Annotated in this window: 19 protein-coding genes; 12 read left to right on the forward strand and 7 right to left on the reverse strand. The window is 40.5% G+C overall.

Annotated elements, in window-relative coordinates; all coding sequences use genetic code 11:
• Positions 1-269: 269 nt before the first annotated feature.
• The gene (locus IFO69_RS03000) at positions 270-4,115 is read left to right on the forward strand and encodes a TIM-barrel domain-containing protein (protein ID WP_192008099.1); all 3,846 of its coding nucleotides are present in this window, start codon (positions 270-272) and stop codon (positions 4,113-4,115) included.
• 36 nt (positions 4,116-4,151) lie between these two features.
• On the opposite strand, the gene IFO69_RS03005 is transcribed toward IFO69_RS03000, so the two are convergent.
• The 3 genes from IFO69_RS03005 to IFO69_RS03015 form a co-directional block, all read right to left on the reverse strand.
• Positions 4,152-4,916, reverse strand: a complete 765-nt coding sequence (locus tag IFO69_RS03005) for a TIGR02757 family protein (protein WP_192008101.1) — start codon at positions 4,914-4,916, stop codon at positions 4,152-4,154.
• Positions 4,917-4,919: 3 nt separating this feature from the next.
• Positions 4,920-5,474, reverse strand: a complete 555-nt coding sequence (locus IFO69_RS03010) for a hypothetical protein (RefSeq protein ID WP_192008104.1) — start codon at positions 5,472-5,474, stop codon at positions 4,920-4,922.
• Between the two features lie 126 nt (positions 5,475-5,600).
• Positions 5,601-6,809 (reverse strand): LysM peptidoglycan-binding domain-containing protein, encoded by a 1,209-nt coding sequence (locus tag IFO69_RS03015; protein WP_192008113.1) that lies wholly within the window; start codon positions 6,807-6,809, stop codon positions 5,601-5,603.
• A gap of 262 nt (positions 6,810-7,071) precedes the next feature.
• On the opposite strand from IFO69_RS03015, the gene IFO69_RS03020 reads away from it, so the two are divergent.
• From IFO69_RS03020 to IFO69_RS03070, 11 genes are all read left to right on the forward strand, one after another.
• The gene (locus tag IFO69_RS03020) at positions 7,072-8,424 is read left to right on the forward strand and encodes an NfeD family protein (RefSeq protein ID WP_192008115.1); all 1,353 of its coding nucleotides are present in this window, start codon (positions 7,072-7,074) and stop codon (positions 8,422-8,424) included.
• An 83-nt stretch (positions 8,425-8,507) separates the two neighbouring features.
• Complete coding sequence (locus tag IFO69_RS03025) at positions 8,508-8,879, forward strand: globin domain-containing protein (RefSeq protein ID WP_192008117.1); 372 nt, start codon at positions 8,508-8,510, stop codon at positions 8,877-8,879.
• A 6-nt stretch (positions 8,880-8,885) separates the two neighbouring features.
• Positions 8,886-9,629: a lysophospholipid acyltransferase family protein gene (locus IFO69_RS03030; protein ID WP_192008119.1), complete on the forward strand. Its 744-nt coding sequence runs from the start codon at positions 8,886-8,888 to the stop codon at positions 9,627-9,629.
• Between the two features lie 25 nt (positions 9,630-9,654).
• The gene (gene gatC, locus IFO69_RS03035; protein ID WP_192008121.1) at positions 9,655-9,942 is read left to right on the forward strand and encodes an Asp-tRNA(Asn)/Glu-tRNA(Gln) amidotransferase subunit GatC; all 288 of its coding nucleotides are present in this window, start codon (positions 9,655-9,657) and stop codon (positions 9,940-9,942) included.
• A 14-nt stretch (positions 9,943-9,956) separates the two neighbouring features.
• Positions 9,957-12,749, forward strand: a complete 2,793-nt coding sequence (locus tag IFO69_RS03040) for a tetratricopeptide repeat protein (protein WP_192008123.1) — start codon at positions 9,957-9,959, stop codon at positions 12,747-12,749.
• Positions 12,750-12,836: 87 nt separating this feature from the next.
• Positions 12,837-13,559 carry an ABC transporter ATP-binding protein gene (locus IFO69_RS03045; protein ID WP_192008125.1) on the forward strand — a complete coding sequence of 241 codons (723 nt, stop codon included), beginning with the start codon at positions 12,837-12,839 and terminating at the stop codon, positions 13,557-13,559.
• Positions 13,560-13,699: 140 nt separating this feature from the next.
• The gene (locus tag IFO69_RS03050; RefSeq protein WP_192008127.1) at positions 13,700-14,248 is read left to right on the forward strand and encodes a cob(I)yrinic acid a,c-diamide adenosyltransferase; all 549 of its coding nucleotides are present in this window, start codon (positions 13,700-13,702) and stop codon (positions 14,246-14,248) included.
• Positions 14,249-14,252: 4 nt separating this feature from the next.
• Positions 14,253-15,320, forward strand: coding sequence for a branched-chain amino acid aminotransferase (locus tag IFO69_RS03055; protein WP_192008129.1), 1,068 nt, complete (start codon positions 14,253-14,255; stop codon positions 15,318-15,320).
• A gap of 131 nt (positions 15,321-15,451) precedes the next feature.
• On the forward strand, positions 15,452-15,991 hold the full coding sequence (locus tag IFO69_RS03060; protein ID WP_225443960.1) for an O-methyltransferase: 540 nt from the start codon (positions 15,452-15,454) through the stop codon (positions 15,989-15,991).
• Positions 15,992-16,098: 107 nt separating this feature from the next.
• Positions 16,099-17,200, forward strand: a protein-coding gene (prfB, locus tag IFO69_RS03065; protein ID WP_192008132.1) for a peptide chain release factor 2 whose coding sequence is annotated in 2 segments (ribosomal slippage) — positions 16,099-16,158 and positions 16,160-17,200 — 1,101 coding nt in all. Because the reading frame shifts where the segments join, the coding sequence is not laid out codon by codon here.
• Positions 17,201-17,271: 71 nt separating this feature from the next.
• The gene (locus IFO69_RS03070; RefSeq protein WP_192008134.1) at positions 17,272-18,459 is read left to right on the forward strand and encodes an MFS transporter; all 1,188 of its coding nucleotides are present in this window, start codon (positions 17,272-17,274) and stop codon (positions 18,457-18,459) included.
• On the opposite strand, the gene IFO69_RS03075 is transcribed toward IFO69_RS03070, so the two are convergent.
• From IFO69_RS03075 to IFO69_RS03090, 4 genes are all read right to left on the reverse strand, one after another.
• Positions 18,456-19,028 carry an acyl-CoA thioesterase gene (locus IFO69_RS03075; RefSeq protein ID WP_192008136.1) on the reverse strand — a complete coding sequence of 191 codons (573 nt, stop codon included), beginning with the start codon at positions 19,026-19,028 and terminating at the stop codon, positions 18,456-18,458. The genes IFO69_RS03070 and IFO69_RS03075 overlap by 4 nt on opposite strands.
• 108 nt (positions 19,029-19,136) lie before the next feature.
• Positions 19,137-20,501 carry an MATE family efflux transporter gene (locus tag IFO69_RS03080; protein ID WP_192008138.1) on the reverse strand — a complete coding sequence of 455 codons (1,365 nt, stop codon included), beginning with the start codon at positions 20,499-20,501 and terminating at the stop codon, positions 19,137-19,139.
• A 30-nt stretch (positions 20,502-20,531) separates the two neighbouring features.
• The gene (locus IFO69_RS03085; protein WP_192008140.1) at positions 20,532-21,074 is read right to left on the reverse strand and encodes an NUDIX domain-containing protein; all 543 of its coding nucleotides are present in this window, start codon (positions 21,072-21,074) and stop codon (positions 20,532-20,534) included.
• 71 nt (positions 21,075-21,145) lie between these two features.
• Positions 21,146-21,628 carry an Lrp/AsnC family transcriptional regulator gene (locus IFO69_RS03090; protein WP_192008142.1) on the reverse strand — a complete coding sequence of 161 codons (483 nt, stop codon included), beginning with the start codon at positions 21,626-21,628 and terminating at the stop codon, positions 21,146-21,148.
• Positions 21,629-21,653: the final 25 nt, after the last annotated feature.

Here is a 21,653-nt window from a genome sequence, read left to right on the forward strand (position 1 = left end):
ACTATTTCATATAGAACCTCTATTTATATCTCCTAGACTTTTTAATTTAGCGTTAAAGACTTATTACCTCTTCCTTAAGCACTCTTTATTTTTTCGCTAAAACAGAAGCACATCCCCCCAAATAGACCTAGCCATTACCCATTAGCCCATAGGGACAACCACAAGTATCCAAACAAAACCTCACATGAAAAAACTTCAACCTTTTAACACAATCTATGAAGCTTATTTTAAAATAATAGATATCATTGTATAAGCAATAATAAAAGAAAATGAAATTAAATACCATTTGTAAAACTTACATTATTATTTTATTTGCTTTTGTATTAATTTTTGAACTTCAACCAGCCATCGCTCAGGAAGTCAAAAAAGAAGTCAGGCAAGAGCAAAAAATCGTCGATGTCAAAAAGGTTAATTCAACCACTATCAAGATCACTTTCTCCACGGAACAACAAATGTTCATTGACTTTTATGGCGACCATATCTTTAGACTTTTCCAGGACAATTCTGGCCAAGAGATGAGTGCTCCGGAGTCAGAACCCTATGCAGAAATCCTAGTAAAAAACCCTAGGAAACCTATTACGAAACTTGACATCACCCAAGATGACAATCATATTTCAATTCTTACTGAGAAAATCGGCTTAGTCTTCGACAAAAGCTCCTTACTGTTCCATATCACCAATTTGGAAACTCAAAAAACAGTAGTAGAAGAGCTTTCCCCTATTACTTTTGACAAGGATCAGGTCTCTTTGAGTTTAAAAGAATCTCCTGATGAATATTTCTATGGAGGTGGTGTACAAAACGGCAGGTTTTCCCACAAAGCCAAAAAGATTTCCATAGAAAACCAAAACAGCTGGACAGATGGCGGTGTAGCCTCTCCCACACCTTTTTATTGGTCCTCAAAAGGGTATGGATTAATGTGGTATACCTTTAAAAAAGGCACGTATGATTTCGGAGCCAAAGAAAAGGGAAAAGTCACCTTATCCCATATGACGGACTACTTGGATGTGTTCTTTATGATCAATGAAGCAGCAGATCAGCTCCTTGGTGATTTTTATCAACTCACTGGCAATCCTGTCCTTTTGCCAAAATTTGGTTTTTATGAGGGCCATCTCAATGCCTACAATAGAGACTATTGGAAAAAGGATGAAAAAGGAATTCTCTTTGAAGATGGAAACCGCTATAAGGAAAGCCAAAAAGATGAAGAAGGCACCAAAGAGTCCCTTAATGGAGAAAAAGATAATTACCAGTTTTCTGCCCGTGCGGTCATAGATCGTTATAAAGACCATGATATGCCTTTGGGCTGGATATTACCCAATGATGGTTATGGAGCTGGCTATGGCCAAACAGAAACTTTAGATGGCAATATCCAAAACCTGAAAGATTTTGGCGACTATGCACGAGCTCACGGTGTTGAAATCGGTCTTTGGACACAGTCTGACCTCCACCCAAAAGAAGGAGTCAGTGCTCTGCTGCAAAGGGATATCATCAAGGAAGTCAGGGATGCTGGTGTTCGTGTACTTAAAACCGATGTGGCCTGGGTAGGCGCAGGATATTCATTTGGGCTTAATGGTGTGGCCGATGTAGGGCAAATCATGCCAGAGTACGGCAATGACGCCAGGCCGTTTATCATTTCTCTTGATGGCTGGGCAGGCACCCAGCGATATGCTGGCATTTGGTCTGGTGACCAGACTGGCGGAGTTTGGGAATATATCAGGTTCCATATCCCTACATACATAGGGTCTGGACTTTCCGGACAACCCAACATCACCTCCGATATGGATGGGATTTTTGGAGGTAAAAACCCTATTGTGAATGCCAGGGATTTTCAATGGAAAACCTTCACACCAATGGAGCTCAATATGGATGGTTGGGGAGCCAACGAAAAATATCCGCACGCGCTGGGTGAGCCAGCGACCTCCATCAACAGAAATTATCTCAAGCTCAAGTCTGAATTACTGCCTTATACCTACAGCATTGCCAAGGAAGCTGTCAGCGGTTTACCGATGATCAGGGCCATGTTTCTGGAAGAAGAAAACAATTACACCCAAGGTATTGCCACCCAATACCAATTCATGTATGGGCCAAGCTTTTTGGTCGCTCCTATTTATCAGGAAACCAAAATGGACGGAGAGGGAAATGATATCCGAAATGGCATTTATTTACCAGAGGGACTATGGGTGGATTATTTTTCAGGAGAGCAATACGAAGGCGATCAAATCATTAACAGCTTTGCCAGTCCAATCTGGAAGCTTCCGGTTTTCGTAAAAAGGGGAGCGATAATCCCTATGACCAATCCCAATAACAATGTTTCAGAGATCGATAAAAGTCATCGAAGCTATGAAGTATATCCTTATGGGCAATCCTCTTTTGTGGAATATGATGATGACGGGATTACTGAAGCCTATAAAAATGGAATGGGTACCCATACATTGATTGAATCCCTGGTTGATCAAAAGAACACCTTGACCCTCACCGTTCATCCAACAGAAGGCGATTTTGATGGATTCATTAAGGATAAGTCTACAGAATTCAGAATCAATGTTACTGATGAGCCCAAAAAGCTCATTGCCAGAATTGGCATCAAAAAAACAAAACTGAAACAAGTAAATACTTTGGAAGACTTTCAAGAGAACACCAATGTATATTTCTATCAGGAAAAACCTAACCTAAACAAATTCCCTACTCCCGATAGCGAATTTGAAAGTGTCGCTATCATCAAAAACCCACTGGTTTTGGTGAAGATCGACAAGGCTGATATCACTTCACAGCAGATTCAATTAAATATCAAAGGGTTCGAGTTTGAACCAAAGAATAAGCTAAAGAATCATTTAGGGCCTTTAAATTCACCTCAAAATGCTAAAGTTACCGAGGAAAACACAACAGCCTATACCTTGAGACCAAGCTGGGAAGCTGTGTCCAATGCGGATTATTATGAAATTGACTTTAATGGAATGCACTATACCACCATTAAAGAAACCGCTTACTTATTTGAAGGACTTGAGGCAGAAACCCAATACACTTTCCAACTTCGAGCTGTAAATCAAACTGGGGTTTCCGACTGGGTAGAGATCAATGCAACTACCAAGTCCAACCCTTTGGAATTTGCCCTTCAAGGCATTGAGGCAACAACAAGTGTGAAAAACCAAGGAGGATATGAAATCTCTAAACTTTTTGATTTCGATGAAGGAAACACTTGGCATACCAAGTGGGGAGAGAATGCCCTGCCTTTCGATGTAATCATAGATTTGAAATCTTTCAACCAATTGGATAAGTTGGAATATTTACCAAGAAGATCAGGGGCGAATGGTATGCTTTTGAAAGGAACCATTTATTACAGTCAGGACAAAAATGACTGGAAACTTGCCGGAGATTTTGAGTGGGAAAAAGACAATGATGTCAAAACATTTAACTTTGACGCTCACCCAACAGCCCGATACATCAAATTCAATATTACCGAAGGTGTTGGAGGATTTGGTTCCGGACGAGAAATGTACATCTTTAAAGTTCCCGGAACAGAAAGTTATATCCCAGGAGACATTAACAACGATGGAATCATTGATCAAAATGACTTGACCTCCTATATTAATTACACAGGGCTAAGAAAAGGTGATGCTGATTTTGAGGGCTATGTAAGCGATGGAGACGTCAACAAAAATGGATGGATTGATGCTTACGACATTTCTGTCGTGACAACACAGTTAGCAGGAGGCATTCCTGACGCTAATCCCGAAGAACTTGCCGGAAAGCTTGAAATCAGCTCTAATAAATCAAGTTACGAAAAAGAAGAAATCGTGGAAGTCATTGTCAAAGGAGTTGATTTAAACTCGGTAAATGCACTCAGTTTTGCTCTGCCGTACAGTTCTGAAGACTTTGAGTTTATTGGAATAAAAGCCATGAACATGGGCAAAATGGAAAATATGACCAATAATCGCCTCCACTCTAACGGGGATCAGGTATTGTACCCCACCTTTGTTAATTTGGGACAAAACGGCACCCTAGAGGGAAATGATACGCTATTTACCTTAAGGTTTAAAGCCAAGCGGAAACTGAAATTCAGTTTAAAAGCTGAAAAAATCCTCTTGGTCGATCAAATGCTCAACTCAATTAGTTTTTAAAAGTAAAGGCCCTGGAAAATTCCAGGGCCTTTACTTTTAAAATTTCTCTTCTACGCCCAAGCCAAAAAGGGCAAAGTCATATTTGACTGGATCTTCCGAATCAAACTCCCTTAGCCTTTCTGTCAGTTCCACAGCAGTCCGCCAGTCCGTTTGCTTTCTTTCTATCAAACCCAATTTTCTCCCTACCCTGTCCACATGCAGGTCACAGGGGCAAATCAATTGATAGGGTTTTATTTTTTGCCAAATACCAAAATCCACTCCCTTATCGTCCTGTCTCACCATCCACCGTAGAAACATGTTTATTCTTTTACAAGCTGCTTTCCTTTTTGGAGTAGCCACATGTTTTCTTGTTCTTTGAGGAGCTTCAGGATCTTTGAAGAATAGATCATGATAATTTACCAATAAAACCTCCATCACATCCACCTCTTCCCTCCAACCTATCGTGAAGGCCTCCTCCAGGCTTTCATGCTTTTGATAAAATGATTTAAAAAAAGCCAAAAACCACAAGGTATCAATATCATTGAAAGTCCTATGCTTAAAATTTAAAAATGGTCTTAAGTCCTTTTCTTCATGATGAAGGATAAAGTCATGGGGTGCATTGTCCATCATCTCTAACAACTGAAGGCACTTGTTGATGATGGTCTTTCGCTGTCCCCAAGCCAATGTGGCTGCAAAAAAACCAGCTATCTCAATATCTTGCTTCTTCCTGAAGCGATGTGGAATGGAAATAGGGTCAAGGGTAATAAATTCAGGTTGGTTGTAATGAAGCGTCTTCTCTTCTAAAAAATCTTTTAAATCCATTACTTACAATGCTACTTTTACTTCCCCTCCTTGGGTACCGTCAAACCATTTAAAGTAAAGCTTATTTTCTTCCTTTTCTGCCAAATGCCAATCAAAACACTTTATGTTGGTCAAAGAGGTCAGGCGATCCTCATCTGGTTGGTAAAGACAAACGTCAAAGTCGGGCAGTTTCTTGGCATCTACCGTATTCCACCTCTCCATCAAGAACCCTTCCTCAATAACACGGATTTTTCTTCCGAAATAATGTTCTTCCAAAACAGATGGCACACCGTCCTTTCTTCTCATTTGGTAACAAGAAGGGCCAAACATGATCTGTTTAAAGAGCTTACCTTCGATCAAATCAATTTCCTTGGAGATTTGCTCCCACTCTGGTGTATTGATTTCTTTGATGGATTCATTGGTCTTTATTCTGGTAAGCAATTTGGAAACACCTGAAAATAAATAGGTCAATCCAATAAACACTAAGCCAAAAGTAGCCAGGATAGGATAGGATACAATAAAGATCACGTTCCAAATGAACCTGAAGATATGGTGAAATATAAGCTGGATTTTATTCATTCAATAGTGCAAACGTCTTTGCAAAAATAGTCCAAATATGTGCAATTAACAAAAAGCCGTAACCGACTCATTTTGAAACAAAAAATCCCGCCAACAGCGGGATTAAGTTACATACAGAAAACTATTTTAGTAAGAAACTTCCACTCTAAAGCGGTTGTTCACCGCTCTCAATTGATCAAATGCTGCTTGAGACACTTTGATCAACAACTTGTCATTGTTTCCTGTATCTGGAAGCTTGCCTACCACTCTGGCAAAAATGGTGACATCATTCTCCTCATTTCTTATTCTCATGATAGTTCCTACAGGAGCTGTTTTATGCAGCACCAAATACTTCTTATGGTTGCTGGTACCTTGAATAACTTCCGCTTGACCAGACTCCTTGATGTTTTTATAAGCTGTACTTTCGCTGGATGTATTCTTCACTGGTGCAACAACAGGTTGCGTGGAAGCAGCGCTTTCTTTTGAACCTGTATCCGTAACCATAGGAGTGGCATTGTTTACTTTCCCTTCTTTTCTACCCACTTTGAGCTTCTGTCCTTGAGAAAGGTTGTTTGAAGAAAGTGCGTTCCATTCGATTAAATCGCCCATATTGGCATTGTATCTTTTCGAAATGGAATAAAGTGTTTCCCCATCTGAAACCGTATGCGTAATCCATCCTACTTCTGCGCCTGCAGGAATATCTTCGATTCTTTCTTCTACTACCGTACCATTGGCTTCTGTTTCTTTCTTTGAAACCTCTACCGCCTCTGCTTGCTTTTCCTTACCTGCTTCCTTATTTTTCTCAACCACTTCTTTGCGTTCCTTTGGCATTTCTTTTACCTCAGTTGGAGTTGTCCTAACTTCAGGAGCCACTCGCTCAACCACCTCTGGCTGCTTCTTTTTCACTCCTTGAATCACCAAGCCCTGACCAATACTAAGGTCATTTCCTTGTAGTTCGTTCCAAGCTTTTACATCCTGGACAGAAACACTGTATTTGCTGGCAATTGAAAACAGCGTTTCTCCTGGGCCTACCTTGTGCAGCACCGCTCCCTCTGGAAGTGAAGCCTTTGGTATATAGGGAACTTTGATACGTTGGCCTATTTTTAAACCTTGTTTCAGGTCACTGTTATTGCTGATAATATCTCCCACAGGGGTTTCATATCTTCTTGAAATAGCAAACAATGTTTCTTTGGGCGCTACCTCATGAATAATAAAGGTTTTATCACCAATCTTCTCCACTCCCACCGAATCAATAGCCACCTCTCTCGCTGTGACAAGTCCAGCATATGTTAAAAAAATTAGGATCAGTAAACTTGATTTTTTGATTAAACGCTCCATACACTCTATAAAACTCATAATTGCTATTAATATTATTTTCTTGGATGTTAAGCTCAATTATACCATTGACTTGCTTCACAAAACTACCACAAAAATATTGCTAAAGTTTTCAATAAGGAGAAAATTCCATTTCGAAAGATCAGAAAGTAATTCATAGTGATTTAAGCAAAACTCCTATATTTACATACGTTTGCAATGTCAACTATTGTAAAACTTATCCATGTTTTTTTCAACAAGTACTCTTAAAAGAACTTTCTGGTTCCGGTAATTAACATTAACCATGAAATCAACCCTCTACCTCTTCATTATACTTTTGACTCTTATAGCTTTACCAACTAAGGCTTTTCAAGATAGCATTGGCACAAAAAAAGTTTATATTTTGGAAATCAAGGACAATATTGACCCTAGAATGAACAGGAAAGTCAAGTTGGCCTTGGAGGATGCCCAAGAAAAAATGGCAGACTACATCTTGATCCATATGGACACCTATGGTGGCGCTGTCAATGATGCAGATGATATTCGAACCATGCTGTTAGAGTCAAAAACCCCAACGATGGTCTTTATAGACAAGGATGCCGCATCTGCAGGCGCATTGATCTCCATTGCTTGTGACAGCATTTACATGGCCCCTGGAGCCAGTATCGGAGCTGCCACGGTGGTGATGGGTGCTGGTGGTGATGCCGCTCCTGACAAATACCAATCCTATATGCGTTCCATGATGCGAAGCACAGCGGAAGCCAATGGCAGAGACCCTAAAATCGCAGAAGCCATGGTAGATGAAAAGCTTGAAATTGAAGGCATTACTGCAGCCGGTTCCGTCATCACGTTTTCAGTATCCGAAGCCATTCAAAATGGCTTTTGTGAAGCCAAGGTAGAAACCATCGAAGACATCATCGAAAGACAGGGTATCGATGAATATGAAACCATTTATTATGAGGTAAACACGGTAGAACAGATTATCGCTTTCTTTTTGAACCCGGCAGTAAGTGGCTTCTTGATCTTGATCATCATTGGTGGAATTTATTTTGAAATCCAAACACCGGGAGTTGGTTTCCCCATAGCAGCTGCTATTGTGGCAGTAATCCTTTATTTTATTCCTTATTACCTCACCGGACTTGCTGACAACTGGGAGATTATTGTGTTCTTTCTAGGCCTAGTCCTTCTTGCCCTGGAACTGTTTGTCATTCCAGGCTTTGGTGTGGCAGGAGTGCTGGGCATTGCAGGCATCCTCACCGGTCTTACCTTGGGCATGATTCCTAATGACTTCTTTGATTTCACTTTTGTGGCCTCAGCAGAGCTATTTGTAGCCTTGGTAACGGTAGTATTTGCTTCACTCATTGCCGTAGCTGGCATATTTGCTTTGGCTCCCAAGGTCAATCAATGGAAGGCTTTTAGCAAAATAGCCCTAGCTGACACCCAAAATAAACAAGATGGATATACTTCTTATTGGTACAGCCAAGAACTGTTGAACAAGGAAGGGGTTACGCATACCCGCCTAATGCCAAGTGGTAAAATCCTTATTGATGACGAAGTGTATGACGCCCACTCAAGAGGAGAGTTTATAGACAAAGGAGAGAAAATAAAAATCATCAGTACTGAAGGCACTTCGCTTAAAGTAAAAAGAATTGGTTGACGGGACTGATTTATTCTTAAATGAAGCAATTCACCTGAACTTAAAGCAATTTTCTTTAAGTTTGGAACGTCAAAAAATAAATCATGAACGAATTCCAGACGGTCTATCAAGCCATAGGTGAAGAAAAAATAAAGGAACTCACCAGGTACTTTTATGAGGGTGTAGAGAAAAATGAACCTTTAAGATCTCTCTATCCCAAGGACTTAAAGCCTGCAGAAGATCGGCTTTTCCTCTTCTTGCTACAAGTATTTGGCGGTCCTACTACCTATTCGGAAGAACGTGGCCATCCGAGACTTAGAATGAGGCACCTCAACTGGGCCATTGATGAGCAAATGAGAAATCACTGGCTGAACAATATGCTCACTGCTTTGGATAAAATTGATGTTGACCAAAATGTAAAGGAATTGATGATGAGCTATTTTGTCAAAGTAGCGAACCATATGATTAACCAATAAATTCAAATGAAAGTACTCAGGCGAATATATTCCATTTACGGCACCATTATTTTCATCCTCTCCTTTTTAATTCTTTTACCCTTTTTTATAATTACCATAGAAATCCCAGGGTTGAAAAAATATGGAAGAAGACTCAATGGGATTTGGTCAAAAGTCTTTTTTACCGGGCTTTTCATCAGGGTAAAAGTCGAGAACAAAAAGTACCTAAAGGAGCATCCTCAGTACATTATCGTAGCCAATCACTTTTCTTATTTGGATATTCCTGTCATTGGGTTAATGTCAAAAGATGCTGTTTTTATCGGAAAAAGTTCTTTGGGAAAAGTCCCTGTGTTTGGTTACATGTTTAAGAAACTACACATCGCCGTGGACAGATCAAGCTTCAGGAGCCGTGGTGAAACACTCAAAAAGACCAAAGAAGTCATAGATGAAGGCAGTAGTGTCATTCTTTTTCCTGAAGGAGGAATCAGATCTACCAATCCACCAAAGATGGCTCAGTTTAAGGATGGGGCGTTTAACTTGGCATTTGAGAAACAAATCCCTGTAATTCCTGTAACTTTATCCTATAATCACTTAATTTTGCCCGACGACAATAAGTTCTTATTGAATTACAAACCGGTAAAGGTGGTGATCCACCCTCCTATTGTACCGAATGGACCTGAAAAAGAAGCGGTTGCTGAAATGAAAAGCAAATGCCACAAGACCATTCAGCAACAACTATGGAAGGACAATCAACAAGCAATAAAAAGCTGACCCCATTACCCATAAAAGATATATAATGAAAATCGATACCAATACCTTAAAAAAAATCGCTCACTTGGCCCGTCTTGAGTTCGACGAAAACAGTGCCAAAAAGATGACCCGTGACATGACCCAAATCTTGGATTGGGTGGAGCATTTGGACCAAGTGGACACGGAAGGAGTGGAACCGATCACAACGATGTCATCTGAGGTGAATGTATTGAGAGAAGACAAAGTAGGCAAGCATCTTGAGCATGAAAAAGGACTAAAAAATGCCCCTCAAAGAGATTCTGACTATTTCCGTGTACCTAAAGTACTTGAATAAGCCCCGTTTTCTCCGTGAATATCAAAGACGAAGTTTTATTTAAAAAACTGCCAATCATCATTTCGGTCATTGGCAGTTTTCTTTTACTCCATCAGTACTTTTTTGCTTGGAATGACCCCCTGCCCATTGAGCCAGGAGTATTTTCTGAAATGGCTGATGTACCACTGGACATCTACAACTGGGGAATTGAGCATTACCGCCTTGAGGTAGAAAATTACCTGCTTTTCCAAAACTTCGAGACTTTGGCTCCTGTGCCTCAAGTCAGCAAAACTTTACTTTTTGGAGGAATTATTTGGCTTTTGGTAAGCTTAGGCCTTAGCCTAATCAGTACCCTCAAAAGATACTATTTCATTGCGGCCATGGCTGTAGTGATTTTTCTTCTCACCATTTCTGGTGTCAACTCCCTGAATATTGGCGGTATCAGTAGCAACCTCGCTTTGATCATTTTGATCTTGGGCGTGGCAGTGCCTGCAATGGTCATCCACATCTTCTATGATCACTTTTCTCTTATGAAAAGAACGGTGATCATCACACCTATTTCTGTGGCAACCATGGCATTCTTGGTCCTTAAGAGCAACATTACCCAGCCTGAACTGATGATGGCAGAAAACATTACACTAATGGCCATTGCCATTAGTTCCTTCTTTGTTTTCTACATTGGCCATGCTTTGGTAGGAGGGTTTTTCTTATTACTCGCTAGGCTTAACCAAGGGGTTGGGTTAAAAATATCTTGGCACCTAACTGTATTTACAGTCATCTATATTGTTTTACTCTTCTTGGTGCTCTTGGACCTGACAGGTGACTTTCCCTTGCCTTTCAGCTATCCTCCTCTATTTTTCCTTTTCTTACTTGCATCACTTGTAGGTTGGTTTGAGGTAAAGGCCAAAATCAAACAGATCAAACAACCTTATGAGGTGGACTTAATCGGACAGTCCCTTTACTGGATAGGTTTTGGCATCACTGTCATGGTATTTTGGAAAGGTCAATTCTCACTTAACAGGCCTATGCTGGACTTTTTGGATCACTGGCTTGTTTATACGCAAATTGCCTTATCCCTACTTTTCTTTGCTTACCTCTTGGCGAATTTCTCCGGCTTTATGAACTTGGGAAAGCCACTTGCAGATGTTACTTTCCAACCTAAGTTTTTTGCTTATCTGCACATGAGAATTGGTAGTCTTATTGCCTTATTGTCCTTAACCGTATTCGCTGATGGCGTGATCGCTCCCCAGTTAAGCGTGAGCTCCACCAACTATTCTGCGGATTATTATTACGCCATCAATAAGCGCACCGAAGCCAGAATACTATTTGAAAACAGTTGGTTCAGGTATAGAAGAAACGAAAAAGCCATGATAGCTACTGTGAACCTCTACCAGCAAGACAAACAGCCTACTGCTGCAAAAAATATTATCCAAGAGGCTTTCGAATGGCAACCTTCGGTACATGAAATCCTTTTGGCCGCTAATCTAGCACATAAGCAGGATAAGTATTTTGATGCCTTATTCTACTTGGAGAAAGGTTTAGAGCTATACCCCGATAATGATTTTCTTCAAAATAACTTGGCCTTACTCCACAGTAAAGGGAATAGAAGTGAAGCTGCCTTTGAAGTACTGGCCAAAATTGATCAGGAAAAAGAAGTAGCAAACAGCAATATAATTGGCCTTCAAGTTAAGCATAAGAGCCATGTGGACGAAGCTCCAGAAGTGGACGAAAACCTCATTGGCCGTGTAAACACCTTGGCCTTTAAAAACCTAAAAGGTGAATTTGCTCATTTTTCTCTTAGCCCAAATGATGCCCAAAGCCCTACTATCAAAGAGGCAATAATCAGAAACCAATGGACCAATAAACCAGTAAACAAACTCTCTGAAGACCTGCAAGTAGTAGATTCCTTGAGCAATGGTATATTGAGCACCAAATCATTGGAAGAGCTCCGGATTTCCAAAATCATCAGGAATTATCAGGAAGGTCAAATTGCAGAAACCTTGAAGCAACTGAACGGCTTGATATTGGATTTTGAAGGGTCAGCTGGATACTTCCATGCTTTAGCAGCTAAAATAATGATCGGTCAAGGAGACTTTGAAAAAGCAGCCATAGAACTCATTCAGGCCGAATCAAAAGGATACAGAAACTTCACTGTTTCCCTCCTGCCCATCCTTTATTTCGGAAACCAAATCGATGCCGCTTTTGACATTAAGGAAAAGTTTGAACTTGATTTTCCAGAGTGGATGAAGGTAAACAGTGATGAGGGCGCAATAATAAAGCCTGAAGCCGAATACTTTAAGCAGCTATCCCAATTAAATAAATCCTTCAAAAGTGATTTCCTTAATAGTTTCAAAGGATTGGAGGACGGTTCACTTAAAGCTATGTTGGGCCATGAAATCTTGATCAAAAAAAGCCATTGGTTAAATGAAAAAGAAATCCAAGAAATCCAACATTACCTGCTTGAACATGACCAAGTAGATAAGGAATACATTTCCCAACTTGCCGACCTATTGATATCCAAGGATCTCTCAAAAATATCATCAGAAGATAAACTCAGACAAAAATTCCAATCAACTCAGGCAGTCACCGGAAATCCTTATTTGACACCATTTGTTTTCATGGCGGTCTCGAAAGCTAAAAACGAGGAGGATAAATATGAAATCCTCCGCAACGCCTCTGACTTCAATAAAGACCCATTACTTTGGATAGAAATGGTCAGATACAGTCAAAAAATAGGCCTGAGCGAATATGGACAGGAAGCCTTAAAGAAACTTTCCAAATGGGTCGAACCGGAAAAGCTTGAAAAACTCAAGCTTCAAACACTTTAAATCCCTTTTAGATAAATTAAGTTTATAATCCTATACTTTTTCCTCTAAAACTGTATCTTTAGGAAATGTAAACCGTTTATTTTTATCATGGGTAAGATCATAGAAACTAGTGAAATCAAGAAAACTTATGTGATGGGGGCTGAAGAAGTAAAAGCGCTTAAGTCTGTCTCCATCGAGATCAACAAAGGGGAATACGTTGCATTTATGGGGCCTTCAGGCTCAGGCAAATCCACTTTGATGAACATCATCGGTTGTCTTGATACGCCTACAGCGGGCACTTATATCCTTAACAACAAAGACGTAAGTGACATGTCTGAAAACGAATTGGCAGAAATCCGAAATAAGGAAATTGGATTTGTATTCCAGACTTTTAACTTGCTTCCAAGAGCAACTTGCCTTGAAAATGTTGCATTACCCTTGATCTATGCGGGCTACAATAAGTCAGACAGGGAAGACAAAGCCTTTATGGCCCTCAAAAGCGTCGGTCTTGAAGACAGGGTAAACCACAAGCCCAATGAGCTTTCAGGTGGACAGCGGCAAAGGGTGGCCATTGCCAGAGCGCTGGTCAATGATCCCAGTATTATCCTTGCCGATGAACCTACTGGTAACTTGGATACCAAGACTTCTTACGATATCATGAGCCTCTTTCATGAGCTCCATCAAAAAGGGAATACCATAATTATGGTTACCCATGAGGATGATATTGCCCATTATGCACACCGGATTGTCAGACTACGGGATGGGTTGGTTGAGACTGACGAAATTAATCCAAATCCTACAACAAATAATTTTCAGGCAATCACGGAATGATGCTATAAAAATTAAAAGTTAATACTTAATTTTGCAACCTGATTTATTGGCTGAAGCGCTCAAAAATAAAATATTCTTCCATAACAGAAGAATATTTCAAAACAAGAGCAGAAAAAAGTATAACCGTAATTATTTTGCACATGAAGCTGTATACCAAAGGTGGCGACAAAGGTGAAACCTCTCTATTGGGGGGAAGTAGGGTCTCTAAAGCCAACTTGAGAATAGAAGCTTATGGCACGGTTGATGAATTGAATGCCTACATTGGCTTACTTCGTGACCATGCAAAAGAACAATCAAGGGTGGACTTTCTCAAAGCTATTCAGGATAGGTTATTTACAATTGGAGCAGAGCTTGCTACTTCACCTTCTGCCAAAAATGTAAAAAAGCCAGACATTCTTGAGTCAGATATAAATGGGCTTGAAAAAGAAATTGATTTGATGGATGAAGCGCTTTCTCCCTTAAAAAAATTCATCTTACCAGGAGGCCATCCCCAAGTTTCGTATAGCCATATCGCAAGAACAGTTTGCCGAAGAGCTGAAAGAAGGGTGATTGAGCTGAATGATCAAGAGCCAGTAGAAGAGTTAATCATAAAATATCTAAATAGACTTTCCGATTATCTATTTGTTTTGGGAAGAATGATTTCAAAAGAATTAGAAGTAGGAGAAATAACGTGGGAATCAAGAGTTTAACACCATGAACACAACAATAGACATCCAAATAAAGCAAACAAGCCAATCAAAGCTTCCTGGAACAAACTTTGAAAACCTTTCCTTTGGTCAGGTGATGAGTGACCATATGTTTGTGGCTGATTATAAAAACGGTGAATGGCAAAACTTTAGCATTGAACCATATGCACCTTTGGCGCTTAACCCAGCCAATGCCACTCTGCATTACGGCCAATCGGTTTTTGAAGGGCTAAAAGCTTACAAAAATGAAAATGATGAGGTTTTGATTTTTAGAGCAGATGCCAATCAAAGAAGATTAAATGAATCTGCCGAACGCATGTGTATCCCTCCTGTTCCTGAGGAAATTTTCATGGAAGGTCTTGCCAAATTATTGGAGGTAGACAGGAATTGGATCCCGAGCAATCCAGGCTGTTCACTTTACATTAGGCCTTTTATCTTTGCCACGGACGATTACCTGGGCATCAGGCCTTCATTGACTTATAAATTCATGATCTTCACTTGTCCCGTAGGTCACTATTATGCCAAGCCTGTTTCTGTCAAGGTAGAAACAAAATACACCCGGGCAGCCGAAGGAGGTACAGGCCAAGCCAAGGCTGCAGGCAACTATGCAGGCTCCCTTTATCCCGCTCAAATCGCCCAAAAGCAAGGTTACGATCAGCTCCTATGGACAGATGGCAAGAGCCATGAGAACATTGAAGAAAGCGGCACCATGAACGTGATGTTTATTATTGAAGACACATTGATCACCGCCCCAACTTCAAAAGGTACGATACTAAAAGGGATCACCAGGGATTCTGTCTTGACTTTGGCCAAAGAAAAGGGCTTGAAAGTGGATGAGAGGTTCCTTAAAGTATCTGAGCTAAAAGAAGCCTTAGAAACAGGAAAACTTCAGGAGGCTTTTGGAACAGGTACTGCCGCAACCATTGCCCATATTTATAAAATAAATGTAGGGGATACAGATTTTGAATTGCCAGAAAAACCAAAAGATGCTTTCTCCTATCAAGTACTTGAAACTCTTGATGCCATCAAATATGGCCGAATAGAAGATCAGCATGGTTGGATCACCAAAGTTTAAACCTAGTGAAGCCATAAATAAAAAGCATTTCAAGCACAAACTGGTGACTTGAAATGCTTTTTTGTTTAAAACTATTTTACCATTGGACTTTTATAATGGAATTAACACAAAGACCTTACACTTTTAGCCATATGAATAAAAAGAGATCATCCATTATTAAGTTTTTCATTGTAATATTCCTCTTTTTGGCCAACCATCAAGCTCAAGCCCAGCGATACCTAATTCTACAAAAAGGGGGAAACCAAAAGTCAAGAATCACCTACCATGAAGGAGACTTGATCACTTATAAGCAAAAAGAGTTTGATTTCTTTATTACTGATCAAATCAAAGAAATCACCCGCGAATACCTTGTCCTATCCGAAAACATCATCCGGCCGGAAAACATTTTAGCAGTGGATGTCGAAAACACCGATGAAAGAAACCGAACCATCAGGGCGATGAGCACCCTTACAGCTGCCGCAGGGCTGCTTTTGTTGACTGCAGAAACCATCAACAGCCTCTATCAAGAAAAGTCCCTCTCCTACTCCAAAGGAGGCTTGATCATTTCTTCTTCCCTGTTGGTCAGCAGTTTTGTGATCTCAAAACTAAAAAAGAAATATTTTAAAAATGAAGGCCGCAATAAAATCCAAATCATCTACCTGGACATCAGTGAGCCGAAAAATCCCAGGTGACCTATTGGCCTACTTCTTTTAATCTTCACTCTTCAAATGGGAATTAGGTAAACACACAAAATTTCACGAAATTCGCAATTCAAAAATCAATTTAAAGAAAATATTTTATGACATCAGACCAGTTGAAAGACTTGAAGGCGCGTATCACGGCCTTGAGGAGGTATCTTTGACTACGATCGTAAGAAAGCTGAAATAGAAGACCTTGAGGCAGTATCTGCCCAACCTGACTTTTGGAACGACCCAGAGGAAGCTGAAAAAACCATGAAGCAAATCCAAGCGAGAAAAGCATGGACCTCAGCATATGAAAACGCTGAAACACATGTACAAGACCTGGAGGTTCTTTATGAATTTTACACTGCTGGAGACGTAGAAGAAAGCGAAATCAAATCCGATTACGGAAAAGCCTTAAGCGAAATCGAAGACCTAGAGCTTAAGAAAATGCTTAGCGAAGAGGAAGATCAGCTTAGCGCCTTGCTGGAGATCAACCCAGGAGCTGGAGGAACAGAAAGTAATGACTGGGCTTCTATCCTTATGAGGATGTATATCATGTGGGGAGAAAAAAATGGCTATAAAGTAAAAGAAGTTGACCTTCAAGAGGGGGAAGTAGCAGGTATTAAATCTGTCACCTTGGAATTTGACGGCCCCCTGGCTTATGGTTTCCTAAAATCCGAAATAGGCGTACACCGCTTGGTAAGGATTTCTCCATTTGATAGCGGTGGGAGAAGACATACTTCATTTGCTTCCGTATATGTATACCCGGTAGTGGATGACTCCATCGAGATTGAAATCAACCCTTCTGATATCGAGCTGCAAACATCCCGTTCGGGAGGTGCAGGTGGTCAGAATGTAAACAAAGTAGAAACCAAAGTACAGTTAACCCACAAGCCAACCGGCATTGTAGTAGTCTGTCAGGTGGAAAGATCCCAATTGGCCAACAGAGAAAAAGCCATGCAAATGCTTAAATCCCGACTCTATCAGATGGAGATGGAAAAAAGAAATGCAGAAAGGGCTAAAATCGAAGCTGGAAAAATGAAGATCGACTTTGGTTCCCAAATAAGGAATTATGTATTGCATCCTTACAAACTGATCAAAGATGCAAGAACCGGATTTGAAACATCAGATGTCCAATCCGTACTGGATGGAGGCCTGAATGAGTTTATCAAAGCCTACCTTCTAGCGCAAAGCGAAGAAGCTGCTGGAGATAATTAATCTGTTATAAGATCAAACAAAGCGCACTGAGTTTTTATCGGTGCGCTTTACTTTTCTCACCAAAGTAAGTCATGAGAACCACCAACATCCTGCCCTCTTTTTTTACATCGCGTTTTCTACAACTTTGTCTGAGTTCTTTTTTATTCTTCGCCAGCTTCAATATGATCATACCCGAATTACCGGCATATTTGAGCAGTCTTGGCGGAGAGGACTACAAAGGTTTGATCATTTCACTATTTACCTTAACAGCTGGGCTTTCAAGACCCTTCAGCGGAAAACTGGCAGATAAAATTGGCAGAGTCCCAGTCATGATCTTTGGCGCATCAGTCTGCCTCTTTGTAAGCTTACTCTACCCTTTGATCTCTGGAGTTGCAGGCTTTCTTTGTCTGAGGTTCTTCCATGGATTTTCTACTGGTTTTACCCCAACAGGAATTTCCGCCTATGTCGCCGATATTGTTCCTTTTAACAGAAGAGGAGAAGCCATGGGACTACAATCCCTATTTAGCTCTTTGGGAATGGCTGCAGGCCCTGCCATGGGTGGATTCATTGCCGACCTGTATGGAATCATGCCATTATTTTATGGATCATCTGCGGTGGCACTTATCGCCATTCTTTTATTGGTCAGATTAAAAGAAACTGTCGAGGACAAGGAAGCCTTTCACCTTAGCCAAATAAAGCTTAAAAAAGATGAAATCTTTGAACGGAGGGTATTTGCACCTTGTTTTGTATTGTTTTTCAGCTACCTCTCTTTCGGCATAGTCCTGACCATTATTCCGGACTTTTCAGAACACCTCAATATTAGTAATAAAGGGATTTTCTTTGCTGTTTTCACATTGAGCTCACTGATCATTAGAATTTTGGCAGGAAGAGCTTCCGACAAATATGGAAGAATTCCTGTTTTAAAAGCAGCTACACTTTGCTTGGCTTTGGCCATGATGGCTATTGCACTGAGTGAGTCCAAAGAAATGCTTTTATTATCAGGCATTCTTTTTGGGTTTGCCATCGGCATGACTTCTCCTACCATTGCTGCCTGGACCATTGACCTTTCTCTGCCAGAATTTCGAGGAAGAGGGTTGGCCACCATGTACATCGCCCTAGAAGCAGGAATTGGTATAGGAGCACTTTCATCTGGCTGGATCTATGCCAATGAGCACCAAAACTTTCCTTTAGCTTTTATGATAGGCTGTACTGGCGCTTTGATCGCCATGCTTTTCCTTTTTGTCCAAAAAAGCAAAACCGAAGCCTATGACCAAACCTAAGCTTCCTTGCTTAACTTGTTGATACATCGCTGGTTTTCGAGTAAAGCATCTATATCCTGCTTTTCCCAATTGTTTTTGATCTCCTTGAGGTTCGTCTCATAATTCTGCTTGAATTTCCTCCTATAAATGGCCTCCACAAACCTTCTAACATCCGTAGCTGTCTCCAAAATCAACTTAGGCACCCTGGTAGGTTTATCATCCTCACCTTTGGCCACCATCGTAAAATAACAGGTATTAGTATGTTTGGTATGGGCGGTTTTGACATTTTCTGAAACCACTTTGATTCCGACGACCATAGAACTATTTCCGACATAATTTATTGACGCTTTCAACGACACGAGCTCTCCCACTTCCACAGGCTGAAGAAAATCAACAGTATCTACAGAGACTGTTACACAATAAGCTCCGCTATGCTTGCTTGCCGTGGCATAAGCCACCTTATCCATTAGGGAAAGTAATATTCCCCCATGTATTTTCCCTCCAAAATTCGCGTAACTAGGGATCATCAATTCTGTAATGGTTGTTCTCGAAAAGGCCGAGGTTCTAGCCGGCTCTTGGTCCTTACTCATGGTTTATTATTTTAAAAACAGCAAATATTGAGTGAATATAAAACAAAAAGGCAATACAATCCATTGTTGCACGCCTTTCTACATTCTCTTTATTACCTAGAAACTTGATTAAGAAACAGCTAGCTCCTTCTTATTCATCAATCTCAAACTCAATCGGTGGAACCTGTACAAAAGTAAACCTCCTGTAATAGTCAATCCGATCAAAAGCCCATACCAAACACCCTGCTCACCTTGCCCCCAATGAAAGGCCAACATGTACCCTAGCGGAAGTGCAATAACCCAATAAGCGACCAAGGTAAAAATAGTAGGCATTTTCACATCAGCCATTCCCCTCAGAGCCCCCAGACCAACAACCTGAATACCATCTGAAAGCTGAAAAACACCCGCTATAATCAATAAACTAGCCGTTACTTCCACAACTTGAACTTCATTGATATATAACAGCGGAAGGTAATTCCTTAAGCTTAGAAATATTATAGCAAAAAATAACATAAAAACCGCCACCATACCAAAGACTGTAAAACCAGCTTCACGAAGAGATTTAATATCATTTCTACCCAGCTGGTTTCCCACTCGAACCATCGCTGCAGCCGAAAGCCCAGAAGCCATCATATAACTGATTGAGGCTAAATTGATGGCTATTTGATGAGCTGCAAGCGCATTCACCCCAATCCATCCCATCATAATAGCAGCAGAGCTAAAAGCCCCCACCTCAAAAATAAACTGAAAACCTGTTGGAATACCAATTTTCAACATCTTGCTGACCATGGGAAAATATAGTTTCTTGAAGTCAAAATGAATTTTGTAAGGTTTAAATACTTTGGCATTCCAAACAAAATACCATATAATCAATGCCATCAGCACCCTCGAAATCAAAGTGGCCCAACCTGCGCCATTCAAACCCATGGGTTCAAAACCCAGATTTCCATAAATCAACACCCAGTTCATAAACACATTAAGACCATTACAAAGCACGGTAATCATCATAGCCTGCTTGGTTTGGCTCAATCCCTCAGCAAACTGCTTAAATGTTTGAAAGAACATAAAAGGAATCAAAGACAAGGTTATGATTCCCAAAAAGGGAATGGCCGATTCAACGACTCCCTCAGGTTGGTGCATATGCCTTAACAATGGCGCTGAAAAAACGATTAGTAAAAACAAAATCAGGCCGGTAAAAGCATTAATGGCAAAACCATGGTTAAAGATTCGGGTGATCTTTCTTGGCTTGCCTTCACCATCCGCCGCAGCCACTAAAGGGGTGATAGCCATAGAAATCCCTGTTCCAAACATCATCACCACAAAGAAGATACTATTGGCCAAGGACGCAGCTGCCAAGGGTTCAGCCCCCAACCGACCAACCATCATACTATCGGCCACACCTACCATCACCTGCCCAAGCTGACTTAACATCACAGGGTAAGCCAAATGAAAAGTACGTGAAAAATGTTCCTTAAAATTTAATTGCTTCAACATAACACTTTAGTAGGAATTACCCCTACTAGCTTAAATACCTAAAACCCTGCCCACTTTTAACAAAACAGCCGAACTAATAACATCTGTGATTTCTCCATCCAATACTTTTTGAATGGCCTCCCTTAAAGGCAGCTTAACAACTTTAATATCTTCAGTATCCTCAAACTCAGTCTCACCCTCCACCAGATCCTCCGCTAAAAAAGCAAATCCCTCCTCATCCGTAACCGAATTTGATGTATGGAAACGCATGATCTTCGTCCATTTTCCTGCTGTCAGACCTGTCTCTTCCTTCAATTCCCGTTTGGCACTATCCAAAAGTGCTTCTCCAATAGGGCCACCCCCTTCAGGAATCTCCCAGCTGTACTCATCAATCGTATACCGATATTGCCCCACCAACCAGGTGTTCAGCTCCTTATCCACCGGAACAATGGCCATGGCTTTGTTTTTGAACTTTACTTTTCCATAAATTCCATCTGTACCTGCTGGAGTAATCACTTTATGTTCTTCCAGCTCTATCCATGGATTGGAATAAATGAGACGTTTTGATTTGGTTTTCCAAGGATTCTTTTCCATTGACATAATGCTTAACACAAAAAAAGGGTGACTGTCTAAGCCACCCTTGATGAATTTATCTTCAGTATCTCTTAAACAGGGATCGGCAATACTTTGCTGTCCTTAAATGTAGAAAGAATAACCATAGACTGCATAGAGTCTACCTCTTTGATTTCACTTACTTTCTCAAGCATCAATTTTTGATAAGAAGTAATATCCTTAGAAATAATCTTAAGAATAAAATCTCCCGTACCTGTAATGTGATGACACTCAATAACTTCTGGAACAGCATTGATTTCCTTCATGAATGCATCGATGTTCGCTTTGTTGTGACCAATAAGGCTTACCAAGACAAAAGTACTCACGCCAAGACCGATTCTTTCAGGGTCAAGCTTTGCATGGTAGCTTTTGATAATACCTGATTGCTCCAATTTCTTTACACGCTCCAAAGTAGGCGCAGGAGAAAGACCTATATCTTTTGAAAGTTGAGCATTCGTGATTTTCGCGTTAGCCTGAAGAATTTCTAAGATCTTGCGATCAATTTTGTCGAATTTTACTTTTATGCTATTATCCATGTTATATAGTATTTGCAAAATTTTA

The sequence above is a fragment of the Echinicola arenosa genome (assembly GCF_014841125.1).
Classification (GTDB): Bacteria; Bacteroidota; Bacteroidia; order Cytophagales; family Cyclobacteriaceae; genus Echinicola; species Echinicola arenosa.

Bases quoted from the DNA above. Each gene is read 5' to 3' on its own strand.
- IFO69_RS03055 (WP_192008129.1), top strand. From the start codon at position 14,253: ATGAACACAACAATAGACATCCAAATAAAGCAAACAAGCCAATCAAAG.
- IFO69_RS03085 (WP_192008140.1), bottom strand. From the start codon at position 21,074: ATGGAAAAGAATCCTTGGAAAACCAAATCAAAACGTCTCATTTATTCC.
- IFO69_RS03025 (WP_192008117.1), top strand. From the start codon at position 8,508: ATGAACGAATTCCAGACGGTCTATCAAGCCATAGGTGAAGAAAAAATA.
- IFO69_RS03010 (WP_192008104.1), bottom strand. From the start codon at position 5,474: ATGAATAAAATCCAGCTTATATTTCACCATATCTTCAGGTTCATTTGG.
- IFO69_RS03020 (WP_192008115.1), top strand. From the start codon at position 7,072: ATGAAATCAACCCTCTACCTCTTCATTATACTTTTGACTCTTATAGCT.
- IFO69_RS03070 (WP_192008134.1), top strand. From the start codon at position 17,272: ATGAGAACCACCAACATCCTGCCCTCTTTTTTTACATCGCGTTTTCTA.
- IFO69_RS03045 (WP_192008125.1), top strand. From the start codon at position 12,837: ATGGGTAAGATCATAGAAACTAGTGAAATCAAGAAAACTTATGTGATG.
- IFO69_RS03000 (WP_192008099.1), top strand. From the start codon at position 270: ATGAAATTAAATACCATTTGTAAAACTTACATTATTATTTTATTTGCT.
- IFO69_RS03060 (WP_225443960.1), top strand. From the start codon at position 15,452: ATGAATAAAAAGAGATCATCCATTATTAAGTTTTTCATTGTAATATTC.
- IFO69_RS03030 (WP_192008119.1), top strand. From the start codon at position 8,886: ATGAAAGTACTCAGGCGAATATATTCCATTTACGGCACCATTATTTTC.
- IFO69_RS03090 (WP_192008142.1), bottom strand. From the start codon at position 21,628: ATGGATAATAGCATAAAAGTAAAATTCGACAAAATTGATCGCAAGATC.
- IFO69_RS03005 (WP_192008101.1), bottom strand. From the start codon at position 4,916: ATGGATTTAAAAGATTTTTTAGAAGAGAAGACGCTTCATTACAACCAA.
- IFO69_RS03080 (WP_192008138.1), bottom strand. From the start codon at position 20,501: ATGTTGAAGCAATTAAATTTTAAGGAACATTTTTCACGTACTTTTCAT.
- IFO69_RS03075 (WP_192008136.1), bottom strand. From the start codon at position 19,028: ATGAGTAAGGACCAAGAGCCGGCTAGAACCTCGGCCTTTTCGAGAACA.
- IFO69_RS03050 (WP_192008127.1), top strand. From the start codon at position 13,700: ATGAAGCTGTATACCAAAGGTGGCGACAAAGGTGAAACCTCTCTATTG.
- IFO69_RS03015 (WP_192008113.1), bottom strand. From the start codon at position 6,809: ATGAGTTTTATAGAGTGTATGGAGCGTTTAATCAAAAAATCAAGTTTA.
- gatC (WP_192008121.1), top strand. From the start codon at position 9,655: ATGAAAATCGATACCAATACCTTAAAAAAAATCGCTCACTTGGCCCGT.